Here is a 23,510-nt window from a genome sequence, read left to right on the forward strand (position 1 = left end):
TGAGGGTCAGCAACACAGCGCGGCGGCGACACGCAACAGATCAACGGCGCGCCGCCGGGTGAACCGCAGAGAGATCCGCAGGGAGATCCGCATTCCAAAGACGCTATCCACGCCCCAATTCCCGGTCAACGAAAGTGAGTTGACCGCTTGGCATTGCAACGACGGCTTCGTGTCGCCGCCATGCGCCCGTTACGGTCGTTCCTCGTCATGTCCGCGCTTGCTCCGCGAGCGTCTTGGTGAAGTGGGTGACGGGGCGCTCCACTCGTTCGCCGTCCAGGGTGATGTCGACCGCCTCGTTGTAGAAGGCGAGGAGCCCCTGGATGGCGCCGGCCGCGGGCAGCGGGTCCGGGTAACTCCAGACGAGATTGGGCGGGACGTCGGCCGCACCGCGCCACGACCAGTACTCGGCGGTGCCCTTGTACGGGCAGCCGGTGTGGTGGTCGGTGGTTTCGAGCAGGTCGAGGCGGACGTCCTCGCGCGGGATGTAATAACGGGTGGGCAGGCCGGTCTCGAAGAGCAGGACCGGCCGGTGGGTGTCCGCGACGACCGTGCCGTCGATCTCGACCACGAGGTGACGGCTGCTGGGGAGGGCGTCCACCCGCTTGTGCGGGTCGCGGGGGTGGATGAAGATCTCTTCCTCCTCCTCGTACCAGTGGTCCAGGCCCCGCCCGACGCGCCGGAACCACTCGAAGGCGATGTGGTCGGCCAGGTCGGCGGCCGGGAAGGTCCAGGCGGCGTTCTCCAGCAGCTCGCCGTCGACTTCGACGTCGTAGAAGATCCGCGAGCCGGTGTGCGTGCCGGTCGGCGGGTTCTTCGCGGGGCGCAGGAGGTCCTCGCGCACCTCCGCACGCGGGAACGCGTACAGCGGCACGGGAACACCCGGCTCCCAGACGAGAACGGGGTGCCGGCTGTCGACGACCGTCACCTCGCCCTTGCGGCCGCGCACCCAGCGCTCGCTCGGCTCCCACAGGAGCCCCTCGGGGGTGGCCCGAACGGCCTGCGCGGTGGGGAATGTGGTCATGAGTGGCTCTCCTTCGGCTGGTTCGATGTCCGAGCCGTCCGGGTCTGCGACGGCCGGGAGAAACTCCACGATCGCGGCTGAGGGCACCGGTCACGACCGCTGCCCGGCGCGGGCGCGCCGTTGACGGGCTGCGGCGGCGATAGCTAAAGTTTCAACTGGCATTGAGTGTCAGCGTCAAGCCCTGGCTTGCTGACCGGCAACCCTCCGACGCGGTGGGGTGCTCCAGGTGAAAGCCCGGCCGGGTCGCCCACCCGGCAAGCGTGTGGCCCCGTGGCAGGGGCCTGGAGCATGGAGGTACGAGCATGCGGCACAGCGGCGTCTCCAGTCCCTCCCTCACGGCTGCGGCGGCTTTCTCCCGATTCTCCCGCCGACGCCACATCGACCTGCAGCGCATCACCAGCTGCCTGTGTCATGGCTGACTGCGTCCCGTCGGCTGTCTGAGAACCTTCACCGCTGGTTTTGACGCGCCCGCGGCACATTCCTGGCCTTCCCCTTCCCCCTCATTCTCTTTAACTGTGTCGCTCTTTCTCAGGAGCAACACCATCCACGCCTGCACCCACGAGCTGCTCGCGGCGATCCCCGGCGCAGTTGCGTCACGGCCGCATCCGAACCGCTACAAGCGAAGGAGCACGCATGACCGTTCAGGACACCACCGCAGACCTGTCCGCCTTCACCCGCGAATGGCAGGAGTGGCATGCCAGGCAGGAGGCACGACTCGCCGACCCGCACGGGTTCCTCGCGATCACCGGCCTGCACTGGCTCGGCGACGAGCCGCAGCGCTTCCCGGACGCCCCGGGCGTCTGGTCGACCGGCGCCGACGGAGTCGTCGTGGTCCTCGGCGACGATGAGGAACTGGTCGTCGACGGAACCCCCGTCCGCGGCGAGCACCGCTTCGGGGTGCTCCCGGAGCGCAGCGGAGTCGACGCGGTCTGGGGCGACGCCGTGATCGAGGTGGCCAAGCGCGGCGGACACGACATCGTCCGCCCCCGGCACCCGGACACCCCGCTGCGGACCGCCTTCACCGGTACGCCCGCCTACACCCCGCATCCCCGCTGGGCGCTGACCGGCCGCTACACGGCCTTCGCCGAGCCGCGAGCGACGACCGTGGGTGCGGCGGTCGAGGGCCTTGAGCACGTGTACGACGCGCCCGGCCGGGTCGAGTTCGAGCTGGACGGACGCCCCCTGGCGCTGACCGCGTTCCCCGGGCGCGGCCCGGGCAGTCTGCTGGTGCTGTTCACCGACGCGACCTCCGGGGTCACCACCTACGCGGCCAACCGGGCCCTCGCGCTGGATCCGCCCGCTGCCGACGGCACGGTCGTCCTGGACTTCAACCGAGCGGCGAACCTGCCGTGCGCCTACACCGATCTGGCCACCTGCCCGCTGCCCCCGGCCGAGAACCGGCTGCCCGTGGCGATCGAGGCCGGGGAGAAGATCCCCCGCGAGCGAGGCGGGTCCTGAGTACCGGGCGCCACCGGAACGACCACGACCGAGAGGGACGAACACCCTATGAGCACCCCCGCGATCGACTCGCTGGCCTTTCTCACCCCGGGCAACTTCACCGACGACGACCCGTACACCGGCCTGGAGGAGACGCTGCAACTGTTCGAGTACGGCGAACGGCTCGGCTTCGACGGCGGCTGGATCCGGCAACGCCATCTCGAACACGGCGTCGGCTCGGCCGCGGTCTTCCTGGCTGCGGCCGGCCAGCGCACCGAGCGGGTCGAACTGGGCACCGCGGTCATCCCGATCGGCTACGAAAGCCCGTTCCGGCTCGCCGAGGACCTGGCACTGGCCGATGTACTGTCCCGCGGCCGGCTCCAGGCCGGCTTCAGCACCGGCATGCCGCACGCCGAACTCCTCGGCGATCTGGTGTACGACGGGGACTGGCGCAGCTTCGACCTGTCCTACGGCAGGATCGCCCGCGTCATCGACCACCTGCGCGGCGACTACCTCGGCGGCCCGGACACGGTGATCCGGTCGCCCGGCAACACCCAGCGGCCACGCCTGCAGCCGCACAACCCCGGCCTGGTGGACCGGGTCTGGTACGGCGGCGGCAGTCAGCGCTCGATCCGGTGGGCAGCCGAGCACGGCCTGAACCTGCTCAGCGGCAACATCGTCACCGGCGAGGGAACGGACGACTTCACCACAGCCCAGCTCGCCCTGCTCTCCGAGTACCGGCGCGCTCTCCCTAGGGACCGCCCGACACGGGTGGCGCTGGGGCGGGTGATCGTGCCGTTCGACAGCGCGGACGCGTCCACGCGGGCCCGCTACCGGGAGTACGCGGCCGGTCGGCACGCGCGCACCCTTGCACCGCAAGGCCCACAGCGGATCCTGTTCGCCCCGGATGTGGTCGGGACCGCCGAACAGATCCTGGAGCAACTGAGCGCGGATCCCGTGGTCTCGGCCGTCTCGGAGCTGCGCCTGGAGCTGCCGTACGAGTTCCAGCGAGCCGACTACGAGCAGATCCTGCACGACGTACGGCACTTGATCGCACCCGAACTGGGCTGGCGGCCCGACTCCGCGCTGCTGCACGAGGCCGGCCGGTGACCCCCGATTCGCAGGAGCCGACCGTACGGCTGGAAACCCACACCCATGAGCCGTTCGCCCCCCGCACTCGCACCGCGGCGGCCCGGGCAGCAATGCCCGTCACGCTCCTGTCGATTGGGCTGCTATGACCGTTGGCGTCGCACTCCCCCTCCACAACCGGATCGACAGCACGGTGCATCTCGCGCGGGAGGCCCACGAGGCCGGACTGCGCTCGGCGTGGTTGGGCCAGACCTTCGCGTACGACTCCCCCACGCTCGCCGCGATCGTCGGCCGCGAGGTGCCCGGACTGCACGTCGGGACCGCCGCGATCCCCGTCTTCGGCCGCCATCCGTTGCTGCTCTCCAGCCAGGCCCAGACGGCCCAGGCCGCGACCGGCGGCCGCTACCACCTCGGCCTGGCGCTCGGCACGAAGCACCTCACCGAGACGGGCTTCGGTATCCCGTACGAGCGCCCCATCGCCCGGCTCCGTGAGTTCCTGATCGCCCTGCGCCAGCTCGTGGAAACCGGCAGCGCCGACTTCCGCGGAGAACTGCTGACCGCCACCACACCGCTGCCGGCGGCGGTGCCGGGCGGCGCCGAGCCGCCGGTGCCGCTCCTCGTCGCAGCCATGGCGCCGCAGGCACTGCGCGCCTCCGGCGAACTCGCCGACGGCATCCTGCCGCTGCTGGCCGGCCCGCGGGCCCTCGCCGAGCACATCGTCCCGGCCGTCACCGCCGCGGCCGAGTCGGCGGGCCGGACGGCACCCCGGATCGTGGCCTTCGTGCCCGGTGTGGTCACCGCCGACGTCGAGACGGTACGGGAGACCGCGACCGAGACGCTCGCCTTCTACGAGCAGTTCCCCTCCTACCAGCGCGTCATCGGCCTCTCCGGCGGCACCCGGGCCGCCGACCTGGCCGTCATCGGTGACGAGGAGACCGTCGCCGCCGAGGTACGCCGCTACCGCGAAGCCGGCGCGACGGAGGTGGTGTTCACCGCGACGGACCTCGGCGGCGAGGAGGACCGGCGCCGTACCTGGAAGCTGCTCGGCGAGCTGGCGAACGGCTGAGGCACCTCACACCAGAGGGGCGGACCAGTCAGGGATGCCCGCCGCGTGGCAGCTCCCGAAGACCTGCCGGGCGCTTGTCAGGGACTCACCCGGCTCCTTGCTCCGCGACAGCGAGCACGGTCTTCCCGTGGGTGCCCCCGGCCTCGAAGAGCCGGTGGACCTCGGCGACATCCGCCCACGGGAGGACGGTCGGAGGGGCGTAGGGAAGCGCTCCGGAGGCGAGCGCGGACAGCGCCCTGGACAGGTGCTCGCCGATCGTGGCGGGGGAACGGCGGGCGACGTCACCGATGTTGTACCCGGCGACGGTCCGGCTGTTCTTCCACAGGTCGAACACGTCCGCCCTCCAGTCCGCGTGCCGCCCCAGGTCCCCATAGGCGACGACCCGGCCGAAGGGGGCCAGGACCTGCAGGCTCGCCTGCCGCACCGGGCCTCCGACCGGGTCCAGCACCAGGTCCACCCCACGACCTTCGGTGACCTCCCGGACCGCGTCCTCGAAGTCTTCCCGGACGAACAACGCGTCGTAGCCCAGCGCGGCGGCCAGCTGCGTCTTTTCCGTGGAACCCACGGTGCCGAAGACGCGCGCCGCGCCGAGCCCACGCGCGATCCGCGCCGCGGCCGAACCGACCCCGCCGGCCGCCGCATGAATGAGCACGCTCTCGCCGTCGCCCAGCCGCCCGGCGTCCGCCAGCACGCCGTAAGCCGTCGGATACACGCACGGCACCCCCGCCGCGTGTGCCAACGGGAGCCCGCCCACCGGCCGGACGAAGTCCGCGTCGACCACGACGAACTCGGCGTACCCTCCGAAGCCCGGAAGGTAGGCGGCCACCTGCTCACCGACAGCCGGCCCGTGCACTGCGCTGCCGAGCGCGGCCACCGTGCCGGAGACCTCCAGCCCGGGCACGTCATAGCCACCGGGGCCATCGGGCTCGCCGAACTCGCCACGCCGGTGCTGCACCTCGGCGAAGTTCACCCCGGCGTACGCGACCTCGATCAGCACCTGGCCGGGGCCGGGCGCCGGTGTCGGCACCTGGACCTCCTCCAGGACCTCAGGTCCGCCATTCGACTTGAATCCGTATGCACGCACGTGGCACTCCTCAGACCAGGTCGAGCGCGTCGAACGCGTAGCTGGGGCTGAGGTAGCCTCCACCGCCCGCCGAGCCGCTGGCGGCGTCGATGCGCAGGGTGTTGGTGCCGGTCAGCAACTGGGCGGCGGGGATGACGTATTCGTACGTGTGGTTGTTGCCGCGGTAGCTGCCGACCGTCAGGGTCCGGGTGGAGGGCTCGGTGGCGGCGGCCGGGATGCCGGAGGTCCAGGTGTCGTTGACGGTGATCTGGGGGCGGCCGCCCGCCTTGGCGGTGGTGATGCCGATACGGAGGGTGCGGTCGGTGGCGGCCTGGGCGGCGGTGAGGGTGAAGGAGACCAACAGGCCCTGGTTGATCTCCTTGAACTGGTAGGCGGGCCAGGCCGAGGCCGTCGAGGTGCCGATGACGTAGGTGCCGGCGGTCCAAGGGGCGGCGCGGGAGTCGGAGGGGTGGGCATAGGTGACGAGGGCGGCGTTCTTGAAGCCGGCCGGGGTGCCGTTCCAGTCGCCGATGCGCCAGATGGCGGGGTCGGCGGCGGGGTCGCCGGTGATCGTGATGGTGTGCACGGTGGTGACGGCGCCCGCGGTGACTGTGACGTCCTGGGTGTGCACGGCGAGTTCGCCCTTGTAGACGGTGAGGGTGTACGTGCCGGGCAGGATGCCGGGGACCGCGTACTTGCCGGTGCCGGCGTCCGCCTTCCCCCAGTACTGGGCATCGGAGTTGGACACGCCCACGACATAGGGGTACGCAGTGTCCCGCCCCGCGAGCCCGTTGCCGACGATCCGCCCGCGACCGCCCGCCCCGGTCCAGCCCGCCAGCCCGAGGGCATCCACCCAGGCGGTGTTGTCGCGCCCGGACACGGCGGCGGTCGGCGCGGACCCGTCGGTGAAGGCCAGGACGTACGGGCCGTGCAGGCCGAAGCGCTCGGCCTCCGTCTGGCCCTCGGCGTAGTAGAGGTGCTCGTAGAGCCCGGCGCCGGACTCGTTGCCGTGCCGTAGCAGCTGACGGATGAAGGGGCCGCCGGAGTCCTTCTCCTTGGTGGAGCGGACGACCCAGATCGAAGCGGCGGAGGAGCTGAAGCCGAAGTAGTCGTAGTCGATGGTCCGCAGGTTGGAGAAGTGCTTGGCCCTGGTGGTCCCGTCGGCCTTGGCGAAGATGTCGGCGGACTCGATGACGGTGTCGGAGTTGGACCAGGTGTCCGAGTAGGTGGTGGGGAAGATGGCGGGCTTCAGGCGCGCGATGTAGCGGCTGGCGGTGACGGAGGTGTCGGGCTTGTAGGTGAAGAGGTAGATGTTGTTCTGGCCGCTGCGTGCCGCGTAGTAGTGGATCAGAGTGCCGTGGACGACCTTGATGAGGACGACTCCGGTGGCGGGCGTGGAGATCGTCACCGTCGAGGTGCCGAGACCGCTCTCGATGTGCGAGTTCTTGCCGTCATAGCCCTGGTACTCGGTGCCGTTGTAGACGAAGGACGAGAGGTCGCCGTTGCTGTGGTTGACCTTGAAGACCAGGCCGGCGCCGGTGTCGACGACGTAGTTGGTGCCGTCGTCGGTGTAGCCGAAGTTCGCGGCCGAGGCGGTGACGGGGGTGGCGAGGGCCAGGGCGAGCCCGGCCGCCGAGGCGAGGACGGTACGGCGGGACAGCGGGCTGTCGTACGGCATGCGGACAACTCCTGTGGCACGAGGGGAGGTTGAGGAAGGGAGCCACAAGCCTGCCCGCCCGAGCGGCTCCGCACGAAGATCGGCGGCCGATGGCCACGAAGATGTAATGGCACGCCACATTCGGTCCCGACATATGGGATTCAGCAGACGATTCGACCGATCATGAACGTTTCTTTTCATTTCTGTGGCTTTACCGATCACGCAGGTCGGTTCCCGGACGCTCCTGGCCGTCTGCCGAAGGGGACACGCGAAAAAAGGGCCCTCGCAGACTCTCGTCTGCGAAGACCCTTCGCACCGTCGGGACGACAGGATTTGAACCTGCGACCCCTTGACCCCCAGTCAAGTGCGCTACCAAGCTGCGCCACGTCCCGGTGCGTTCACCCGCGGTTTCCCGCGTGATCGTGCAGGTAAACCCTACCGCACGCGAGCAGCGGGGCTGGCCCGGACCGGCGCGTGCAGGTCCGCCGCCGCGGTGCGCAGCGCGTCGGCAAGGCGGGCAGCCGGTTCCGGGAGGGGGCGCGGGAGGCCGGCCAGGACGAGGCGGCGGTGTTCCTCGGGGCCACCGCGGACCGTCAGGATGCGTACGCCGGGGGGCGCGGCGGCGGTGAGGGAGGCGGGCACGGTGGTCAGGCCGCAGCCGGCGGCGACGAGGTTGAGCTTGGCCAGCCAGTCGCGGGCCGTGTGCGCGATGACGGGGCGCTCGTCGAGGCCGGGCCAGACGCCCATCAGCCGTTCGTCGCCCGAGGAGGCGCCGGCGATCCAGTGTTGGCCGCGGAGTTCGGCGATATCGACGCAGTCGTGCGCGGCGAGGGGATGACTTGCGGGGACGGCCAGGCACAGGCTGCGCTCGCTGAGGGTCTGCACTCTCAGCGGCGGCGTCTCCGTGTCGAGCGGCCGGAAGGGCGGCATCGATGCCAGCAGGGCGAGGTCCAGCGTGCCGGCGCGCAGCGCGCGGACCAGGGCCGGGGTGCTGCCCTCCCGGGTGGTGACGGTGATGGCCGGGTGGCTGCGGCGCAGCGCGGCGACGGCTCGCGGGAGCAGAACGGCGCCCGCGCTGGCGAACCAGCCCAGGCGCACGGTTCCCGCTTCGGCGGGCAGCCCGGCGAGTTCGCGCGCCGTGGCGTCGATCTGGTCGAGCACCGTCACGGCGCGGCGCAGCACGATGTGCCCGGCGTCGGTCAGCCGTACTCCGTCGCGGCGCCGCTCCAACAGGGGTGCCCGTGCGGCCCGTTCCAGTGAGGCGATCTGCCGGGACACCGCGGACTGGGTGTATCCGAGCGCCGCCGCGGCCGCGGTGAGCGTGCCACGTTCGGCCACCTCACGGAAGACGCGGAGCGCGACGAGCGAGACATCGGTGAAGTCCATGACTTTTACGCATACCAGAGGTGAGCAGCTTTCGTTGGACGCATGGCCGAACCGTTCCTAGCGTGGTGGTCATGACTGTTGCACGCATTGCTCTTGTCACCGGCGCCAACCAGGGCCTCGGCTTCGCCCTCGCCGCGGGGCTGGCCGCCCGGCTGGGCCCGGACGACCTGGTCCTGCTCACCGGGCGCAATGCCCAGCGGGTCGCGGACGCCGCGTCACGCGTCGCCGAGGCTCCCGCCACCCGCAGCCGGGTGGAGGGCCGGGTGCTCGACGTCTCCGACGCCGACGCCGTGGCCCGTGCGGCCGCCGAACTCCGGGCGCGCTACGGCGGAGTGGACATCGTCGTGTCCAACGCCAGCGCCATGCTCACGCCCGACCTGACGCAGGCCGAACAGGCCGACGCGTTCATCGGAGTCGCCAACGGGGGCGCGCACGCGGTGCTCCGCTCGTTCGGCCCGGTGCTGCGTCCGGGCGGGCGCCTGCTCGTGGTGGCCAGTTCGCTCGGCACGCTCGGCCATCTCGATCCCCCGCTCCGGCCGCTGTTCGACGGCGCCTCCCTCGACGAGGTGGAGAAGGTCGTCGCGTCCTGGCTCGCCGCGATCCGGGCGGGCACGTCGGAGGAGTCGGGCTGGCCACAGTGGATCAACGTCCCGTCCAAGGTGGCCCAGGTCGCCGCCGTGCGCGCGGTCGCGGCCGAGCGCCGGGCCGCCGACCTGGCGCAGAACACCCTGATCGCGGCGGTGTGCCCCGGGCTCGTGGACACCCCGCTCTCCCGGCCGTGGTTCGCCGACTTCAGCCACGCGCAGACCCCGGCGCAGGCCGCGGTCGCCGTACTCGACCTGCTGCTGGCCGAACGCGTCGACCCGGCGACGTACGGCGAACTCGTCCGCTTCGGCGAGGTCGTGCCCTGGCGCGAGGGGACACCGCCCGCCCACCAGGAGCGACTGCTCTCCAACTAGCCCTGCAGTCAGCTCAGTTGAGCCTCCGCCCAGTTACGAAGGAGCCGTACGGTGCGCTCAGCTGTCGTAGTCGACCGTCAGTGTGTCCGAGACGGGGAACGTCTGGCAGGTCAGGACGTAGCCCGCGTCGACCTCGGCGGGTTCGAGGGCGTAGTTGCGGCGCATGTCGGCCTCGCCCTCGGTGACCAGGGCACGGCAGGTGCCACAGACACCGCCCTTGCAGGCGAAGGGCATGTCCGGGCGGAGGCGGGTGGCCGAGTCGAGGATGGTGGTGTCGCGGGAGATCGGGGAGGTGGTGGAGCGGCCGTCGAGGGTGAGGGTGACCCGGCTGACGGGACCCTCCACGGACGCGTCCTTGTGGCGTACGGGCTCTACGGGATCATCGTCGGCATAGAACAGCTCCTGGTGGACCCGGTCGCCGGGGACACCGAGCCCGGCGAGGACCGCCTGGGCGTCGCGGACCATGCCGTGCGGGCCGCACAGCCACCAGTGGTCGGCGCTCGCCACGTCGACCAGGCCGTCGATGAGCGCGGCGAGGCGGTCACCGTCGAGACGGCCGGTGAGCAGGTCGGCCTCGCGCGGTTCGCGGGAGAGGACGTGCGCCAGCTGGAAGCGGGTGGGGTACTCGTCCTTCAGGTCGGCGAGTTCGTCGGCGAACATCACCGTGTCGGTGCGCCGGTTGCCGTAGAAGAGGGTGACGCGGGAGCGGGAGTCGACGGCGAGGACGGACTCGGCGATGGACATCATGGGCGTGATGCCGCTGCCGGCCGCGATGAGGACGTGGTGGCCGGGCGTGCTCGGGTCAGGCGTGAACGCGCCGGTGGGGGCCATCACTTCGACGCTGTCTCCGGGGCGCACGTCGTGGACGAGCCAGGAGGAGAACAGGCCGCCGGGCACCACCCGTACGCCGATACGGGGCTCCGCGCCGACCGGGGCGCAGATCGAGTACGAGCGCCGCTCGTCCCGCCCGTCGGTTCGGCGCCGCAGCGTGAGCGACTGGCCGGGCGCGAACGCGAACTCCTCGGCCAGTTCGCCCGGTACCTCGAAGCTGACGGCGACCGCGTCCTCGCACAGCCGCTGCACCGCGGCCACGCGGAGCGTGTGGAAGGCCGGGCGGCGGCGGGTGCGCGGCGCCGCGGCCTGAGCGCGGGCGGCCGGGGCCAGCAGGTCTTCCATCAGATCTCCTTGACGTACTCGAACGGCTCGCGGCAGACGCGGCAGCGCCACAGGGCCTTGCAGGACGTGGCGGCGAAGCGGGAGGTTTCCTCGGTGTCCGCCGAGCCGCACTGCGGGCAGGACACCGTGCGGCGGGTCGGCGAGAGGTCCAGCGGCACCGGCCCGGACGTGCGCCTGGGCGCGGGGCCGGGCGGGGCGATGCCGTGCTCGGCGAGCTTGCGGCGGCCGGCCGCCGTGATCCAGTCGGTGGTCCACGGCGGGTCGAGGACGGTGCGGATCTCGACGCGGTCGAATCCGGCCGCCGTCAGTCGCGCCGAGACGTCCGCGCGCATCTCGGCCATCGCCGGGCAGCCTGAGTAGGTGGGGGTCAGGCTCGCGACGACCGTGCCGTCCGCTGTGACCTCGACGTCGCGCAGCACGCCCAGGTCGGCCAGGGTGAGCATGGGCAGCTCGGGGTCCAGCACCTGCTCGGCGATGTGCCGGGCGTGGAGCACGTCCGCGCGGGGCATGACGGTCACCATGTCGCCTCCGGGTGTGCGCGGGCCACGCTCTGCAACTCGTCCAGCAGCGGCGCGAGATGCTCGGTGTGGTCGCCGTCCCGGCCCCGCTCCGGCAGCGTCGCGATCGCGGGCATGGGCAGACCCGCGGCCTCGGTGACCTGGCGCAGGATGTCCGTCACCTCGTCCCGGACGTCGTACGCGGTGAACAACTCGCCTATATACGGCGCGACTTGGTCGAGTCCCGCCACCATCCGGCGGTGCGACTCCGCCGTGCCGTCCCCCAGCCGCACGGCCCACTCGGCGGCGTACTGCCGGTGGTAGGTCAGCTCCTTGACGCCCTTGGCGGCGATCGCGGCGAGCACCGGGTCGGGGGACGCGGCGAGCCGCTCGAAGTGGGCCAGGCGCCAGCTGGACAGCACCAGCAGCCGCACGATCGAGAACGCGAAGTCGCCGACCGGGAGTTCGGCCAGGCGTACGTTGCGGAAGTCACCGGCGTCACGGAAGTAGGCGTACGCGTCCTCGCCGCGACCGCTGCCGTCGGCCTGGCCGCAGCGCGCGTACAGCAGACGGGCCTGTCCAAGGAGGTCGAGACCGATGTTGGCGAGCGCCACCTCCTCCTCCAGCTCCGGTGCGCGCGTGCACCACTCGGCGAGGCGCTGCGCCGAGACCAGCGCGTCGTCGCCGAGCGCCAGGCAGGTCGCGACGAGTTCGGCGGCGTCGATGCCCTCGGGCACGCGCGTGTCGACGCCGTGCAGCGGGTCCTCGAATCCGGTGCCGAACGCCCAGCGGGCGTCGCTGCCGTCGTCGTGCCCCTCGGCGAGGGAGAGGTAGACGTGATCGTCACTCATGCCCTGCTCCTAGATGTGGGGGACGTCGTCGGGGATGTCGTAGAACGTGGGGTGGCGGTAGACCTTGTCGGCGCTCGGGGCGAAGAAGGGGTCCTTCTCGTCGCGTGAGGAGGCGGTGATGTGCTCCGAGCGCACCGCCCAGATGCTCACGCCCTCGTTGCGCCGGGTGTACAGGTCGCGGGCGTGGGTGAGCGCCATCCGGTCGTCGGCCGCGTGCAGCGAGCCGACGTGGACATGGTTGAGACCGCGCTTGCCGCGCACGAATATCTCGTACAGCGGCCATTCCTTCTTCGTGCTGTCGGCGCCGGTGCTCGCCGTGCCTCTGCTGTCGGTGTCGCTCATGCCACCGCGCCTTCCTCAAGTCGCTTGCTCTGCTTGGCCGCGTGGGCGGTGGCCGCCTCGCGCACCCAGGCGCCTTCCTCGTGCGCGGCCCGGCGCCGCGAGACCCGCTCCGTGTTGCACGGCCCGTCCCCGCTGATCACCCGCTGGAGTTCGGACCAGTCGGGGGTGCCGAAGTCGTGGCGGCCGCGCTCCTCGTTCCAGCGCAGCTCCGGGTCGGGCAGCGTCACGCCCAGCTTCTCGGCCTGCGGGACGGTCATGTCGACGAAGCGCTGGCGCAGCTCGTCGTTGCTGTGCCGCTTGATCTTCCACGCCATCGACCGGGCCGAGTTGGGCGAGTCGCCGTCGGGCGGGCCGAACATCATCAGCGACGGCCACCACCAGCGGTCCACCGCGTCCTGGACCATGGCGCGCTGTGCGTCGGTGCCGCGCATCATCGTCATCAGCAGTTCGTAGCCCTGCCGCTGGTGGAACGACTCCTCCTTGCAGACCCGCACCATCGCCCGCGCGTACGGCCCGTACGAACTGCGGCACAGCGGGACCTGGTTGCAGATCGCCGCGCCGTCCACGAACCAGCCGATCACGCCGACGTCGGCGAAGCTCCGGGTCGGGTAGTTGAAGATCGACGAGTACTTCTGCCGGCCCTCGATCAGCCGCTCCGTCAGGTCCGCGCGGTCCGCGCCCAGCGTCTCCGCCGCCGAGTACAGGTACAGCCCGTGTCCGGCCTCGTCCTGGACCTTCGCGAACAGGATCGCCTTGCGGCGCAGCGACGGCGCCCGGGTGATCCAGTCGCCCTCCGGCTGCATGCCGATGATCTCCGAGTGCGCGTGCTGGGCGATCTGCCGGACGAGCGTCTTGCGGTAGCCCTCCGGCATCCAGTCACGCGGCTCGACCCGCTGGTCCCGCGCGATCGTCGCGTCGAACTGCTCCTGAAGCTCCGGCTCCGCAGGACCGGCGGACGGCGCGGAGGGTGAGGCACTGGATTGTGTGGTGGCCATCGAAACCAACTTCCCAACCGACCATTCGTTCGGTCAATGATACGACGAGATCCCCCCGCATGGGCAAGCCCTGTCCTTGGCCGGCTCCCGCCGGGCCGACCGCCAGGGCCGCTTCGACCGTACTCACGGCCATGCGTAGAACCCCTGTCCCGTCTTGCGTCCCAGCTCCCCGCGGGCGACCTTGTCGCGCAGCAGCCGCGGCGGGGCGAAGCGTTCGCCGAGGGTGGCGTGCAGATGCTCCGCGATGGCGAGGCGTACGTCGAGGCCGACCAGGTCGGTCAGCCGCAGTGGGCCCATCGGGTGCTTGTAGCCGAGGTGCATGGCGTCGTCGATGGCCTCGGGCTCGGCGACGCCCTCCTCGACCATGCGGATCGCCTCCAGGCCCAGGGCCAGGCCGAGGCGGCTGCTGGCGAAGCCCGGCGAGTCCTTGACGACGACGTCCTTCTTGCCGAGGACGTGGGTCCAGCCGAGGGCCGCCTCGACGACGCCGGCTGCGGTGTCCGGGGCGACCACGATCTCGACCAGCTCGGAGGCGGGCACGGGGTTGAAGAAGTGCATGCCCAGAAAGCGACCGGGACGGGCGAGGGCCGCGGCGATGTCGGTCACCGACAGCGAGCTGGTGTTGGTGGCCAGCACGGTCGCCGGACCGACCGCGCGCTCGGCCGCCGCGAGGAGCCGGGCCTTGAGCGCGGCGTCCTCGGGGACGGCCTCCACGACCAGGTCGGCGTCCTCGGGCAGCTCGTCCACGGTTTCCACTGTCGTCACGCGGGCGAGCACCTGCTCGGCGGACTCGTCGAGGCGGCCGCGCTCGGCGGCCCGCTTCAGACCGGTGGCGACCCGGTCCCGGGCCGCGGCGGCCGCCTGCTCGCCGCTCTCCACGACGATGACGGTCGATCCTGCCGCCGCGAAGGACTGGGCGATCCCTGCGCCCATGCGGCCGCCGCCGATCACGCCGACGAGTGCGGGCGCCGAGGGCGCAGCCCGGGACACGTGCGTCATGTCGCTCACACCCGCTCCACGAGCATCGCGACGCCCTGGCCGACTCCGACGCACAGGGTCGCAAGGCCCCGCCGGGCGTCCTCGCGCTCCAGCCGCCCGATCAGGGTGAGCAGGATGCGGGCGCCGGAGCAGCCGAGCGGGTGGCCGAGGGCGATGGCGCCGCCGTCGGCGTTCACCTTCTCCTCGTCGAGCTTGAGGCGCCGTATGACTGCCAGGGCCTGCGCGGCGAAGGCCTCGTTCAGCTCGACCGCGTCCAGGTCGCCGGTCCCCCATCCGGCGCGGGCGAGAGCCTTCTCGGTGGCGGGGACCGGGCCGAGGCCCATGAGGTTGGGCTGTACGCCCGCCGAGGCGGAGGTGACGATCCGGGCCCGCGGGGTGAGCCCGTACCGCTCGACGGCCGCGGCGCTCGCGACGACCAGCGCGGCGGCCCCGTCGGACAGCGGCGAGGCGGAGCCCGCCGTGACGACCCCGCCCTCGCGGAAGATCGTGCGCAGCGTGCCGAGCTTCTCCAGGGTCGTGCCGGGACGCGGGCCCTCGTCGCGGGTGACCTCGCCGCCCTTGACCGGGACCGGCACGATCTCCCGGTCGAAGTGACCGGCTTTCTGGGCGGCGACGGCCCGCCGGTGACTGCGCAGCGCGAACGCGTCCGACTCGGCGCGGGTGATGCCGTCCAGCGCGGCGACCTCCTCGGCCGTCTCCCCCATCGACAGGGTCACCTTGGCCGTCTCCGGACCGGACCCGGCGGGCAGGGCCCGGTCGGCGGCCGAGAAGCGCGGGTTGGTGAAGCGCCAGCCCAGCGAGGTGTCGTGCACCTCGCCCGGCTTGGCCCACGGGGTGCCGGGCTTGGCCATCACCCAGGGAGCCCGGGTCATGGACTCCACGCCGCCCGCCACCACCAGGTCGGCCTCGCCGGAGCGGATCGCCTGGGCAGCGCTCGCGACCGCCGTCAGGCCGGAGGCGCACAGCCGGTTGACGGTGTAGCCGGGCACGGTGTGCGCAAGACCGGCCAGCAGCACGGCCATGCGGGCCACGTCCCGGTTGTCCTCCCCCGCCTGGTTGGCGGCGCCGAGGATCACCTCGTCCACCGACTCGGCCGGTATCCCGGCGCGGCGGACGGCCTCCCCGACGACGAGCGCGGCCAGGTCGTCGGGCCGTACACCGGCCAGGGCGCCGCCGTAGCGACCCTGCGGGGTACGCGCCCCGTCGATGAGATAGACCTCGTCAGACACGGGCGGGCTCCTCACTGAAGGCGGCCGCGATGGCGGCGCTGCCGCGGAAGTCGGGGCGCTCGGGCTTCTCGTCGGGCATGTGGTCCACCTCTTGACAGGCAGTGGTGATGCTGGATTACTTGGCCGTGCCGCACGCTAACCGAATGTTCGGTCGGCTCACAAGGTGGTGGAAAGAGTGACACGGACCACTGACAGGACGTCCGGCCGCACGGAGCCGAGCCGCCCGTCGCGCAGTCCCGCGGAGGCGATGTTCGCCGCTGATCAGGCGTCCCGCGGTCTGGGCATCGAGCTCCTGGAGCACGGTGAGGGGTCCGCCGCGCTCCGGATGACCGTGACGCCGGCGATGGTCAACGGGCACGGGATCGCCCACGGCGGCTATCTGTTCCTGCTCGCCGACACCGCCTTCGCCTGCGCCTGCAACAGCCACGGACCCGTGACCGTCGCCGCCGCGGCCGACATCGACTTCATCGCCCCCGCCCACGAGGGCGACGTCCTGGTGGCCGTCGCGCACGAGCGCACCCGGTTCGGCCGCAGCGGCATCTACGACGTGAGCATCCGGCGCGGTGACGAGGCGATCGCGGAGTTCCGCGGCCGCAGCCGCACCCTCCGGAGTACCAATGCAGAGGAGTCGTCATGAGCAGTGACCTGACAGCCCCGGCTGTCCCGGGAGCCCGCCTGGGAGAGCCGCTCCCCGAGGCACTGCTGGACGACGGCGAGCGGATGACGCGCGAGCAGCTCGGGGAACTCCAGCTCGATCGGCTGCGGGCCACGCTGCGGCATGCGTACGAGAACGTCGAGCAGTACCGGAAGAAATTCGACGAGGCCGGCGTCAAGCCCGACGACTGCCGGACCCTTGGGGACCTCGCCCGGTTCCCCTTCACCACCAAGGCCGACCTGCGGGACACGTACCCCTTCGGCATGTTCGCCGTCCCGATGGCCGATGTGCGCCGCATCCATGCGTCCAGCGGCACCACGGGGCGCCCCACGGTCGTCGGCTATACAGAGAACGACATTTCCATGTGGGCCGACATGATCGCCCGCTCCATCCGCGCCGCCGGCGGCCGCGCGGGCCACAAGGTGCACATCAGTTACGGCTACGGCCTGTTCACCGGGGGTCTCGGCGCGCACTACGGGGCCGAGCGGGCCGGGTGCACGGTGATCCCCGCCTCGGGCGGCATGACCGCACGCCAGGTGCAGATCATCCAGGACTTCAAGCCCGAGATCATCATGGTCACCCCTTCCTACATGCTCACCCTCCTCGACGAGTTCGAGCGCCAGGGCGTCGACCCGCGCTCCACCTCCCTGGAGGTCGGCATCTTCGGGGCCGAGCCGTGGACCGAGGAGATGCGCCGCGAGATCGAGGAGCGCATGGACATCCACGCCGTCGACATCTACGGCCTGTCCGAGGTGATCGGTCCGGGCGTGGCGCAGGAGTGCGTGGAGACCAAGGACGGGCTGCACGTCTGGGAGGACAACTTCCTCCCCGAGGTCGTCGACCCGTTCACCGGAGAGGTGCTGCCGGACGGCGAGCACGGAGAGCTGGTCTTCACCTCCCTCACCAAGGAGGCGCTGCCGATCATCCGCTACCGGACGCGTGACCTGACGCGCCTGCTGCCCGGCACCGCCCGGCCCGCGTTCCGCCGTATCGAGAAGATCACCGGCCGCAGCGACGACATGATCATCCTGCGCGGGGTGAACGTCTTCCCCAGCCAGATCGAGGAGATCGTGCTCCGCACGCCCGGTGTCGCCCCGCACTTCCAGCTCCAGCTCACCCGCCGCGAGCGGATGGACCACATGACGGTCCGCGTCGAGGCACGCGCCGAGACGGGCCCCGACCAGCGCGAGGCGGCGGCCCGGATCATCGCGCAGGGCGTCAAGGACGGCGTCGGCGTGAGCGTCGAGGTCGCGATCGTCGACCCGGAGACGCTGGAACGCTCGCTCGGCAAGCTCCACCGGGTCAAGGATCTGCGGAAGCCGTGATCACCGGCCTTCGCGGCGTGTTTTCCGCCCCTCAGAGCCTGGTCCCCGGCCTTGTCACAATGGTCACGTGAGCAGAACACCTGTGCAGAGTCCCGTCGGCCGCCGCGACCGGCCCGCCTACGACCGTGCCTCCCTGCTGGAGGTCGCGGTCGTGGTCTTCAACGAGCGCGGCTACGACGGCACCGGCATGGAGGAGCTGGCCAGGCGCCTCGGCCTGAGCAAGTCGAGCATCTACCATCACGTCACCGGCAAGGAGGAGCTTCTCGGCCTCGCCGTCGGCCGCGCCCTGGACGCCCTGTTCGCCGTGCTCGACGAGGACCCGGTCCCGGACACCACGGCGACCGCCCGGCTGGAGCACGTGGTGCACCGCAGCGTCGATGTGCTGGCCGCCGAGCTGCCGTACGTCACCCTGCTGCTGCGTGTCCGCGGCAACAGCGCCGTCGAGCAACACGCCCTGGAGCGGCGCCGCGAGTTCGACCACCGGGTCGCCGAGCTGGTCGCCCGGGCGGCGGCCGAGGGCGGCGTCCGCGACGACATCGACCCGCACCTGATCAGCCGCCTGCTGTTCGGCACGGTCAACTCCCTCATCGAGTGGTACCGCCCGGAGGGAGGGCTGCCGGTGGCCGCGCTGGCGGACGCCCTGACGGCGGTGCTCTTCGACGGGTTGCGGGGCGGGCGAGCCGACAGCTGACCGGCGCGCAGCCGGGCAGCCGGGCTACTCCGGCGGCGTCGGCGTGTCGTGCGTGCGGTACATCGCCTGTACGTCCAGCTCCAGTTGGACCGTCGGGCCGACCACCGCGATGCCGCGGGCCAGCATGGAACGCCAGTTGAGGGTGTAGTCCTCGCGATGGAGTTCCGCCTTGGCGAGGGCGGCGCAGCGGAGTTCCTCGCCGTAGCCGCCGTTGACCGTGCCGAGGTAGGTGGTGTCCAGGGCCACCGAGCGGCTGACACCGTGCATGGTGAGCGAGCCCTGGAGGGTCCACTTGGTGCCGCCGCGGTAGGCGAAGCGGGTGCTGTTGAAGTCGATGTACGGGAAGCGCTCGACGTCGAGGAAGTCGGCGGAGCGCAGGTGGTTGTCGCGGGTCGTGTTGCCGGTGGTGATGCTCGACGCGTCGATGCGGACGTGCACGCGGGTCCGGGCCATGTCCTGGGCGACCTGGATGCCGCCCTGGAAGCGCTCGAAACGGCCGTGCACATGGCCCATGCCGACGTGCTTGGCGATGAAGCGGATCGCCGTGTGCGGAGGGTCGAAGAGCCAGGTGCCGGGCTCCGGAAGCTCCATGACGCGCGCCGGCTGGAGCCGGACGCGCTCATTGGCGGACGCAGCCCCGGCCACGACGTCCACCGTCTCCTGGTGCGGCTGCAGGCCGTCCGTCGCGATCAGGAGGCTGTAGCGGCCCGGGGGCAGCGCCGCGAGGAAGAAGCCGTACGGGTCGGTCGTCCCGCGGGCCGTCACACGGTGCGTGTCCAGCGCGGTGACCGTGACGTCGGCCGCGGCCATCGGCGCGCCCGTCGGGTCGACGACTTCGCGGCCGAGCGCGCCCGCGCCTGCCGGGAGGGGGAGCGAGAGGCCCGCCGACTCGGCGGGGCCGCCCTTGGGCCGCCGGCGCCGGAGCAGTGCGAGGGCCATGATGTTCACCTTTCTTCACGTGCGTCGGGGCCGCGCGTGAAGTCGCCCGAGCATGCGGAACGAGCCATGCCGGCACGGGGCGGACCCCTTCACGATCTTGCGGGCCGCCGCGCGGACGTGGGTGTCTCAGAACGAGACACTCCGCCCTCCGGCGTACGCCCTTCGTATGCCGCGCGCAGCACGTCGCGGACCCCGTCGACGGTGACCTTCCGCGGGTTGGGGTACGGCTGGCCGGTCACCTGAGCTGCCGCGACCTCCAAGTCGGCCTCGGTGAGGCCCAGTTCGGCGAGGGAGCCGGGGGCGCCCAGGCGGCGGGCCAGGTCGCGCAGGGCGCGTGGAGCGTCGTCGGTGTCCAGGGCGCGGTTCAGCGCGGTGAGGGCGAGCGGGACCTCGGGGGCGTTGTACGCGAGGGCGTACGGGAGGACCACAGTGTGGGTCTCGGCGTGCGGCAGGCCGAAGGTGCCGCCGAGCACATGGCACAGCTTGTGGTGCAGGCCCATGGTGGTGGAGCCCAGACAGGCACCGCACAGCCAGGCGGCGTACAGGGCACGGCTGCGCGCGTCGAGGTCGTCCGGAGCAACGGCGATCCCGGGAAGGGCACCCGTCATGGCACGCACGCCCTCCTCCGCCATCAGCGACACCAGAGGCGAGCCGTCGGGCGCGTACAGCGCCTCCACGGCGTGCGCGAGCGCGTTGACGCCACTGGTCACGGAGAGGTCGACAGGCAGCGAGAGGGTCAGCTCGGGGTCGTAGACGACACTGCGGGGCTGTACGGAGGGGTCGCGGCCGGTGCGCTTGGCACCGTTCTCGGTGAGGCCCCAGACCGGGGTCATCTCGGAGCCGGCGTACGTGGACGGTACGGCGATCAGCGGCAGGCCGGTGCGCAGCGCGATCCCCTTGCCGAGACCGATCGCGGAGCCGCCGCCGACCGCGACACAGCCGTCGGCGCCCGCGGCGCGCGCGACCTCGACGGCCCGCTCGACGATCTCCACCGGTACGTGCATCCGAGCCTCGGCATGGAGGCCCACGCAGACGTCGCCCAGCGCGTCGGCGACCATGCGCGCCGTGTCCTGGCCCCGGCTCCCGCACACCACGAGCAGCCTGCGCAGACCTAGCCGTGCGGCCTCGCCCGGCGTCGCGGACACCGCGGCACCTGGCCGGAAGACCACCCGGGCGGGCTGGGTCTCGTAGGCGAAGTCGAGTGTCCCGGGGATCTTCGGGGTCTCGGGGAAGTCCTTCACGAGCGCTCCAGCGGTGCCGAGGGTTCCGATGGTTCCGATGGCTCCAGTACGAGGTCGAAGCGGGCGTGCCGGAACGGGTTCGGCACGCCGAACTCCCGTGCCAGGGACGGGTCGTCGGTCTCGGCGAAGTCCTGGACCAGGCTCTCCTTGACGGCGAACACCGCGTCCGAGTCGAGGTAGTCGCTGCCCGCCACGAAGATGTGCGTGGTGACGGGTTCGTGGTCCTTCGCCGAGGCGATGAAGTGGATGTGGGCGGGGCGGTAGGGGTGCCGTCCGGTGGCCCGCAGCAGGTCGCCGACGGGGCCGTCGGTGGGGATCGGGTACGGGCTCGGAACGCAGGTACGGAACCGGAAACGCCCCTCCGCGTCGGCCGTGAACAGCCCCCGGCCGTTGCCCGGCGGCTGAAGGTCCGGCTGCTGCACGTCGTAGTAGCCCTCGCCGTCCGCCTGCCAGACATCGAGGACCGCGCCGGGCAGCGGGCTGCCGTCCCGGGACAGGACGCGGCCGCTGACCACGCAGGGTTCGCCGGTGCCCACCAGGTCGATGTTCGCGCCGAGCTCGCGCACGGGTGACTCGGTCATGTGGAAGGGGCCGAGGACGGTCGACTCGGTGGTGGCGCCGTCGCCGCTGTGACCGTTGATCGTCTCCACGAGCATCGAGACGCCGAGGACGTCCGACAGGAGGATGAACTCCTGCCGGGTGTCCGTGCAGGCCCGGCCCGTCGCCGTGAGGAAGGCGATGGCCCGCTCCCACTCCGCCATGCTCGGCCGGGTCTCCCGTACGAAGTCGTGGAGATGCCGGCTCAGGGCGGCCAGCAGTTGGTGCAGCCGGGGGTCAGCCGTGCCCCGAAGGCTGTCGACGACCGCGTCGGTGAGGGTCGTGCTGTCGGTGTCGCTGTTGGTCTGCGTGGTCGGTTCGGTGGTCATTCCGCTCCCCTGGTGCCGTCCCCCGGTCCCATCAGGCATGTCCGAGGATCCGCCGCAGCGCGTCCGTCAGCAACTGCTCCGCCTCCTGCGTCGCCGTGGCGTACCGGAAGGCGACGAACCCGTCGGGACGTACGAGCAGGGCTCCCGAGTCGGCTACCTCGCTGAGCCGGGCCCAGTCCCCGTACGGGTCCTCGTACTCCTGTCCGGGCCCGATGACGACGGTCGCGATGTCGAGGCCCTGGGCCTGGCCCTGGGCCCCGGCCGCCTTGACCCAGCCCTCGCCGCCGATGCCGGTGATCAGTGTGAAGCGGCCCCGGCCCACCGTGTCCAGGGTGGACAGGGTCCGGGTGCCGGAGGTGATCCAGGCGTGCGGGAGCTTGGCGCCGGGACGCGAGGAGGGCTGATGGTACAGCTCGGGGTCGCGTGCGAAGCCCGGGTCCGTGGTGCCGTCGGGGACGATCGCGGCCGAGGCGTCGGCGGAGTAGCGCTGGTTGAGGTCGACGCCGTGCGCATTGAACTCGTACACCTTGAACGCGATCGCCTCGCGCAGTGCGGCGCGCTGCTTCTCGGCGGCCTCGGTGGCGTCCTTGCGGGCGGCGATGTTGGCCCACAGCTGCTCGGGCGTCCCCGGGGAGAGCCCGTCCAGGGCCTCGAAGATGGGAGCTGTCTCGCCGATGGACTTGTTGGCGCGGGTGACGATCTGCCTGCCGATCGGGGCGCGTTCAGCGGTGTAGGTGTCGAGAAGCTTCGACGACGCCGCGCCGTCGAGGACGAGCTTCAGTTTCCAGGCGAGGTTGTGGGCGTCCTGGATCGACGTGTTGGAGCCGAGGCCGTTCGACGGCGGATGGCGGTGCGTGGCGTCGCCCGCGCAGAAGACACGCCCGTTCGAGTACGTCTCGGCGTACATCTCGTTGACCGTCCATGCCGACGACGACTTGATGGTCACCGGGATCTCGTCGTCGCCGACCAGCTGCCGGACGACGGACTCGGCGTACGCGGTGGTCAGGTCGGGTGCGCCCGCCGTGACGTCGTACCCCCAGACGATGAGCCACTCGTTCCAGGGGCGGACGTTGCGCACCAGGCCCGCGCCGATGCCGCCGACGGTGGCGCCCGGGGCGAGCACCCAGTAGAGGGTGGAGGGCCGGTGCGCGGTGTACTTGCCGAGATCCGCGTCGAAGACGATGTTGATGCTGCCCGCGACACCCATCTGACCGCCCATGGGCAGTCCGGCGTCCTCGGCGACCTTGGAACGGCCGCCGTCCGCGCCGATGAGGTACTTGGCGCGGATCTCGTACGTGTCCCCGCGCAGCCGGTCCCGGACGGTGGCCGTCACGCCGTCGGCGTCCTGGGTGTGCGCCAGGTACTCGGTGTCGAAGCGCAGGCGGGTGCCACGGGTGACGGCCGCGTCGACGAGCACCGGTTCCATGAGGTGTTGGGGCATGTCGCACATACGGGTGGGGCTGGCCAGTTCGTGCGCGGCCTGGACGAGCGGGTCGTTGCCCCAGGAGCGGACGCGGCCCAGTTCCTCGCCCGCGAGGCTGGTGCAGAAGGTCGTGTTGCCCATCAGGTGCTGCGGCGTGGCCTGAGCGATGACGTCCTGCTCGACCCCGAGGTCGCGCAGCACCTCCATCGTGCGCTGGTTGGTGATGTGCGCGCGGGGCGTGTCGGCGAGGCTCCCGTAACGGGTGACGACGATGTTGGGTACGCCGTACGTGCTGAGCGCGAGCGCCGCCGAGGCGCCGGCCGGGCCACTGCCCACGATCAGAACATCGGTCTCGACGACGGTGTGCACGAAGGAACGCTCCTGACGGTGGGAACAGGCACCAACAACGGTGGGAACAGGCACCAACACTCGCGATCATGGTGGGGTGCCGGTGGGCGTGGGTGTCTCATTACGAGACAGCGGGCTACGGCCGCCCGGTACCGCACGTACCTGGCGGGAGCCCCGCGCTGAGCAGAGAGCGCT

24 protein-coding genes, 1 tRNA gene and 1 riboswitch are annotated in these 23,510 nt (G+C 71.5%); of the genes, 8 read left to right on the forward strand and 17 right to left on the reverse strand.

Features of this window, described 5'->3' with window-relative positions; translation table 11 throughout:
* Positions 1-6: 6 nt before the first annotated feature.
* Entirely contained in the window at positions 7-93 is an 87-nt protein-coding gene (locus AB5J56_RS07395) for a putative leader peptide (RefSeq protein ID WP_369242410.1), read from the reverse strand.
* Positions 94-205: 112 nt separating this feature from the next.
* Positions 206-1,021 (reverse strand): DUF427 domain-containing protein, encoded by an 816-nt coding sequence (locus AB5J56_RS07400; protein WP_369231240.1) that lies wholly within the window; start codon positions 1,019-1,021, stop codon positions 206-208.
* Positions 1,022-1,178: 157 nt separating this feature from the next.
* Positions 1,179-1,288, forward strand: a riboswitch (SAM riboswitch).
* A 35-nt stretch (positions 1,289-1,323) separates the two neighbouring features.
* On the opposite strand from AB5J56_RS07400, the gene AB5J56_RS07405 reads away from it, so the two are divergent.
* The 4 genes from AB5J56_RS07405 to AB5J56_RS07420 all read left to right on the forward strand — a co-directional run bounded on the left by AB5J56_RS07405 (position 1,324) and on the right by AB5J56_RS07420 (position 4,613).
* Entirely contained in the window at positions 1,324-1,440 is a 117-nt protein-coding gene (locus AB5J56_RS07405) for a putative leader peptide (RefSeq protein ID WP_369231242.1), read from the forward strand.
* Positions 1,441-1,654: 214 nt separating this feature from the next.
* Positions 1,655-2,479: a DUF1684 domain-containing protein gene (locus tag AB5J56_RS07410; RefSeq protein ID WP_369231244.1), complete on the forward strand. Its 825-nt coding sequence runs from the start codon at positions 1,655-1,657 to the stop codon at positions 2,477-2,479.
* 48 nt (positions 2,480-2,527) lie between these two features.
* Positions 2,528-3,568 (forward strand): LLM class flavin-dependent oxidoreductase, encoded by a 1,041-nt coding sequence (locus tag AB5J56_RS07415; protein ID WP_369231246.1) that lies wholly within the window; start codon positions 2,528-2,530, stop codon positions 3,566-3,568.
* Between the two features lie 124 nt (positions 3,569-3,692).
* The gene (locus AB5J56_RS07420; protein WP_369231248.1) at positions 3,693-4,613 is read left to right on the forward strand and encodes an LLM class F420-dependent oxidoreductase; all 921 of its coding nucleotides are present in this window, start codon (positions 3,693-3,695) and stop codon (positions 4,611-4,613) included.
* 85 nt (positions 4,614-4,698) lie between these two features.
* On the opposite strand, the gene AB5J56_RS07425 is transcribed toward AB5J56_RS07420, so the two are convergent.
* From AB5J56_RS07425 to AB5J56_RS07440, 4 genes are all read right to left on the reverse strand, one after another.
* A complete protein-coding gene (locus AB5J56_RS07425) occupies positions 4,699-5,697 on the reverse strand; it encodes a zinc-binding alcohol dehydrogenase family protein (protein ID WP_369231250.1) in 999 nt (332 codons plus the stop codon).
* Between the two features lie 10 nt (positions 5,698-5,707).
* A complete protein-coding gene (locus AB5J56_RS07430; protein ID WP_369231252.1) occupies positions 5,708-7,354 on the reverse strand; it encodes a rhamnogalacturonan lyase B N-terminal domain-containing protein in 1,647 nt (548 codons plus the stop codon).
* 297 nt (positions 7,355-7,651) lie between these two features.
* Positions 7,652-7,725: transfer RNA gene (locus AB5J56_RS07435), tRNA-Pro, on the reverse strand.
* Between the two features lie 43 nt (positions 7,726-7,768).
* On the reverse strand, positions 7,769-8,719 hold the full coding sequence (locus tag AB5J56_RS07440; RefSeq protein WP_369231254.1) for a LysR family transcriptional regulator: 951 nt from the start codon (positions 8,717-8,719) through the stop codon (positions 7,769-7,771).
* Between the two features lie 71 nt (positions 8,720-8,790).
* Here AB5J56_RS07440 and AB5J56_RS07445 point away from each other — a divergent pair, with 71 nt between their 5' ends.
* The gene (locus AB5J56_RS07445) at positions 8,791-9,678 is read left to right on the forward strand and encodes an SDR family NAD(P)-dependent oxidoreductase (protein ID WP_369231256.1); all 888 of its coding nucleotides are present in this window, start codon (positions 8,791-8,793) and stop codon (positions 9,676-9,678) included.
* A 57-nt stretch (positions 9,679-9,735) separates the two neighbouring features.
* Here the strand turns inward: AB5J56_RS07445 and paaE are convergent, their stop codons facing one another.
* From paaE to AB5J56_RS07480, 7 genes are all read right to left on the reverse strand, one after another.
* Positions 9,736-10,854, reverse strand: coding sequence for a 1,2-phenylacetyl-CoA epoxidase subunit PaaE (gene paaE / locus AB5J56_RS07450; protein ID WP_369231258.1), 1,119 nt, complete (start codon positions 10,852-10,854; stop codon positions 9,736-9,738).
* Entirely contained in the window at positions 10,854-11,363 is a 510-nt protein-coding gene (gene paaD, locus AB5J56_RS07455; RefSeq protein ID WP_369231260.1) for a 1,2-phenylacetyl-CoA epoxidase subunit PaaD, read from the reverse strand. The genes paaE and paaD overlap by 1 nt, the downstream gene beginning before the upstream one ends.
* Positions 11,364-11,368: 5 nt before the next feature.
* Positions 11,369-12,202: a 1,2-phenylacetyl-CoA epoxidase subunit PaaC gene (paaC, locus tag AB5J56_RS07460; RefSeq protein WP_369231262.1), complete on the reverse strand. Its 834-nt coding sequence runs from the start codon at positions 12,200-12,202 to the stop codon at positions 11,369-11,371.
* Positions 12,203-12,211: 9 nt separating this feature from the next.
* The gene (paaB, locus tag AB5J56_RS07465; RefSeq protein ID WP_369231263.1) at positions 12,212-12,544 is read right to left on the reverse strand and encodes a 1,2-phenylacetyl-CoA epoxidase subunit PaaB; all 333 of its coding nucleotides are present in this window, start codon (positions 12,542-12,544) and stop codon (positions 12,212-12,214) included.
* The gene (gene paaA / locus AB5J56_RS07470) at positions 12,541-13,539 is read right to left on the reverse strand and encodes a 1,2-phenylacetyl-CoA epoxidase subunit PaaA (RefSeq protein WP_369231265.1); all 999 of its coding nucleotides are present in this window, start codon (positions 13,537-13,539) and stop codon (positions 12,541-12,543) included. The genes paaB and paaA overlap by 4 nt, the downstream gene beginning before the upstream one ends.
* Before the next feature lie 123 nt (positions 13,540-13,662).
* Positions 13,663-14,538, reverse strand: coding sequence for a 3-hydroxyacyl-CoA dehydrogenase family protein (locus tag AB5J56_RS07475; protein ID WP_369242412.1), 876 nt, complete (start codon positions 14,536-14,538; stop codon positions 13,663-13,665).
* A gap of 5 nt (positions 14,539-14,543) precedes the next feature.
* On the reverse strand, positions 14,544-15,767 hold the full coding sequence (locus tag AB5J56_RS07480) for an acetyl-CoA C-acyltransferase (RefSeq protein WP_369231267.1): 1,224 nt from the start codon (positions 15,765-15,767) through the stop codon (positions 14,544-14,546).
* Between the two features lie 247 nt (positions 15,768-16,014).
* On the opposite strand from AB5J56_RS07480, the gene paaI reads away from it, so the two are divergent.
* The 3 genes from paaI (at position 16,015) to AB5J56_RS07495 (ending at position 18,438) form a co-directional block, all read left to right on the forward strand.
* The gene (gene paaI / locus AB5J56_RS07485; protein ID WP_369242414.1) at positions 16,015-16,404 is read left to right on the forward strand and encodes a hydroxyphenylacetyl-CoA thioesterase PaaI; all 390 of its coding nucleotides are present in this window, start codon (positions 16,015-16,017) and stop codon (positions 16,402-16,404) included.
* Positions 16,401-17,747 carry a phenylacetate--CoA ligase PaaK gene (gene paaK / locus AB5J56_RS07490; protein WP_369231269.1) on the forward strand — a complete coding sequence of 449 codons (1,347 nt, stop codon included), beginning with the start codon at positions 16,401-16,403 and terminating at the stop codon, positions 17,745-17,747. The genes paaI and paaK overlap by 4 nt, the downstream gene beginning before the upstream one ends.
* Before the next feature lie 82 nt (positions 17,748-17,829).
* Positions 17,830-18,438, forward strand: a complete 609-nt coding sequence (locus tag AB5J56_RS07495; protein ID WP_369242416.1) for a TetR/AcrR family transcriptional regulator — start codon at positions 17,830-17,832, stop codon at positions 18,436-18,438.
* Between the two features lie 24 nt (positions 18,439-18,462).
* Here AB5J56_RS07495 and AB5J56_RS07500 read toward each other — a convergent pair whose 3' ends face one another.
* The 4 genes from AB5J56_RS07500 to AB5J56_RS07515 all read right to left on the reverse strand — a co-directional run bounded on the left by AB5J56_RS07500 (position 18,463) and on the right by AB5J56_RS07515 (position 23,336).
* Positions 18,463-19,377: a YceI family protein gene (locus AB5J56_RS07500; protein WP_369231271.1), complete on the reverse strand. Its 915-nt coding sequence runs from the start codon at positions 19,375-19,377 to the stop codon at positions 18,463-18,465.
* Between the two features lie 89 nt (positions 19,378-19,466).
* Positions 19,467-20,591: a maleylacetate reductase gene (locus tag AB5J56_RS07505; RefSeq protein WP_369242417.1), complete on the reverse strand. Its 1,125-nt coding sequence runs from the start codon at positions 20,589-20,591 to the stop codon at positions 19,467-19,469.
* A gap of 23 nt (positions 20,592-20,614) precedes the next feature.
* Complete coding sequence (locus AB5J56_RS07510; RefSeq protein WP_369231273.1) at positions 20,615-21,544, reverse strand: intradiol ring-cleavage dioxygenase; 930 nt, start codon at positions 21,542-21,544, stop codon at positions 20,615-20,617.
* A gap of 31 nt (positions 21,545-21,575) precedes the next feature.
* A complete protein-coding gene (locus AB5J56_RS07515) occupies positions 21,576-23,336 on the reverse strand; it encodes an FAD-dependent oxidoreductase (RefSeq protein ID WP_369231274.1) in 1,761 nt (586 codons plus the stop codon).
* Positions 23,337-23,510: the final 174 nt, after the last annotated feature.

The organism is Streptomyces sp. R21 (assembly GCF_041051975.1).
Classification (GTDB): Bacteria; Actinomycetota; Actinomycetes; order Streptomycetales; family Streptomycetaceae; genus Streptomyces.

Coding starts and splice junctions, on each gene's coding strand:
- AB5J56_RS07395 (WP_369242410.1), bottom strand. CDS start 93: ATGCGGATCTCCCTGCGGATCTCTCTGCGGTTCACCCGGCGGCGCGCC.
- AB5J56_RS07400 (WP_369231240.1), bottom strand. CDS start 1,021: ATGACCACATTCCCCACCGCGCAGGCCGTTCGGGCCACCCCCGAGGGG.
- AB5J56_RS07405 (WP_369231242.1), top strand. CDS start 1,324: ATGCGGCACAGCGGCGTCTCCAGTCCCTCCCTCACGGCTGCGGCGGCT.
- AB5J56_RS07410 (WP_369231244.1), top strand. CDS start 1,655: ATGACCGTTCAGGACACCACCGCAGACCTGTCCGCCTTCACCCGCGAA.
- AB5J56_RS07415 (WP_369231246.1), top strand. CDS start 2,528: ATGAGCACCCCCGCGATCGACTCGCTGGCCTTTCTCACCCCGGGCAAC.
- AB5J56_RS07420 (WP_369231248.1), top strand. CDS start 3,693: ATGACCGTTGGCGTCGCACTCCCCCTCCACAACCGGATCGACAGCACG.
- AB5J56_RS07430 (WP_369231252.1), bottom strand. CDS start 7,354: ATGCCGTACGACAGCCCGCTGTCCCGCCGTACCGTCCTCGCCTCGGCG.
- AB5J56_RS07440 (WP_369231254.1), bottom strand. CDS start 8,719: ATGGACTTCACCGATGTCTCGCTCGTCGCGCTCCGCGTCTTCCGTGAG.
- AB5J56_RS07445 (WP_369231256.1), top strand. CDS start 8,791: ATGACTGTTGCACGCATTGCTCTTGTCACCGGCGCCAACCAGGGCCTC.
- paaE (WP_369231258.1), bottom strand. CDS start 10,854: ATGGAAGACCTGCTGGCCCCGGCCGCCCGCGCTCAGGCCGCGGCGCCG.
- paaD (WP_369231260.1), bottom strand. CDS start 11,363: ATGCCCCGCGCGGACGTGCTCCACGCCCGGCACATCGCCGAGCAGGTG.
- paaC (WP_369231262.1), bottom strand. CDS start 12,202: ATGAGTGACGATCACGTCTACCTCTCCCTCGCCGAGGGGCACGACGAC.
- paaB (WP_369231263.1), bottom strand. CDS start 12,544: ATGAGCGACACCGACAGCAGAGGCACGGCGAGCACCGGCGCCGACAGC.
- paaA (WP_369231265.1), bottom strand. CDS start 13,539: ATGGCCACCACACAATCCAGTGCCTCACCCTCCGCGCCGTCCGCCGGT.
- AB5J56_RS07475 (WP_369242412.1), bottom strand. CDS start 14,538: ATGACGCACGTGTCCCGGGCTGCGCCCTCGGCGCCCGCACTCGTCGGC.
- paaI (WP_369242414.1), top strand. CDS start 16,015: ATGTTCGCCGCTGATCAGGCGTCCCGCGGTCTGGGCATCGAGCTCCTG.
- paaK (WP_369231269.1), top strand. CDS start 16,401: ATGAGCAGTGACCTGACAGCCCCGGCTGTCCCGGGAGCCCGCCTGGGA.
- AB5J56_RS07500 (WP_369231271.1), bottom strand. CDS start 19,377: ATGGCCCTCGCACTGCTCCGGCGCCGGCGGCCCAAGGGCGGCCCCGCC.
- AB5J56_RS07510 (WP_369231273.1), bottom strand. CDS start 21,544: ATGACCACCGAACCGACCACGCAGACCAACAGCGACACCGACAGCACG.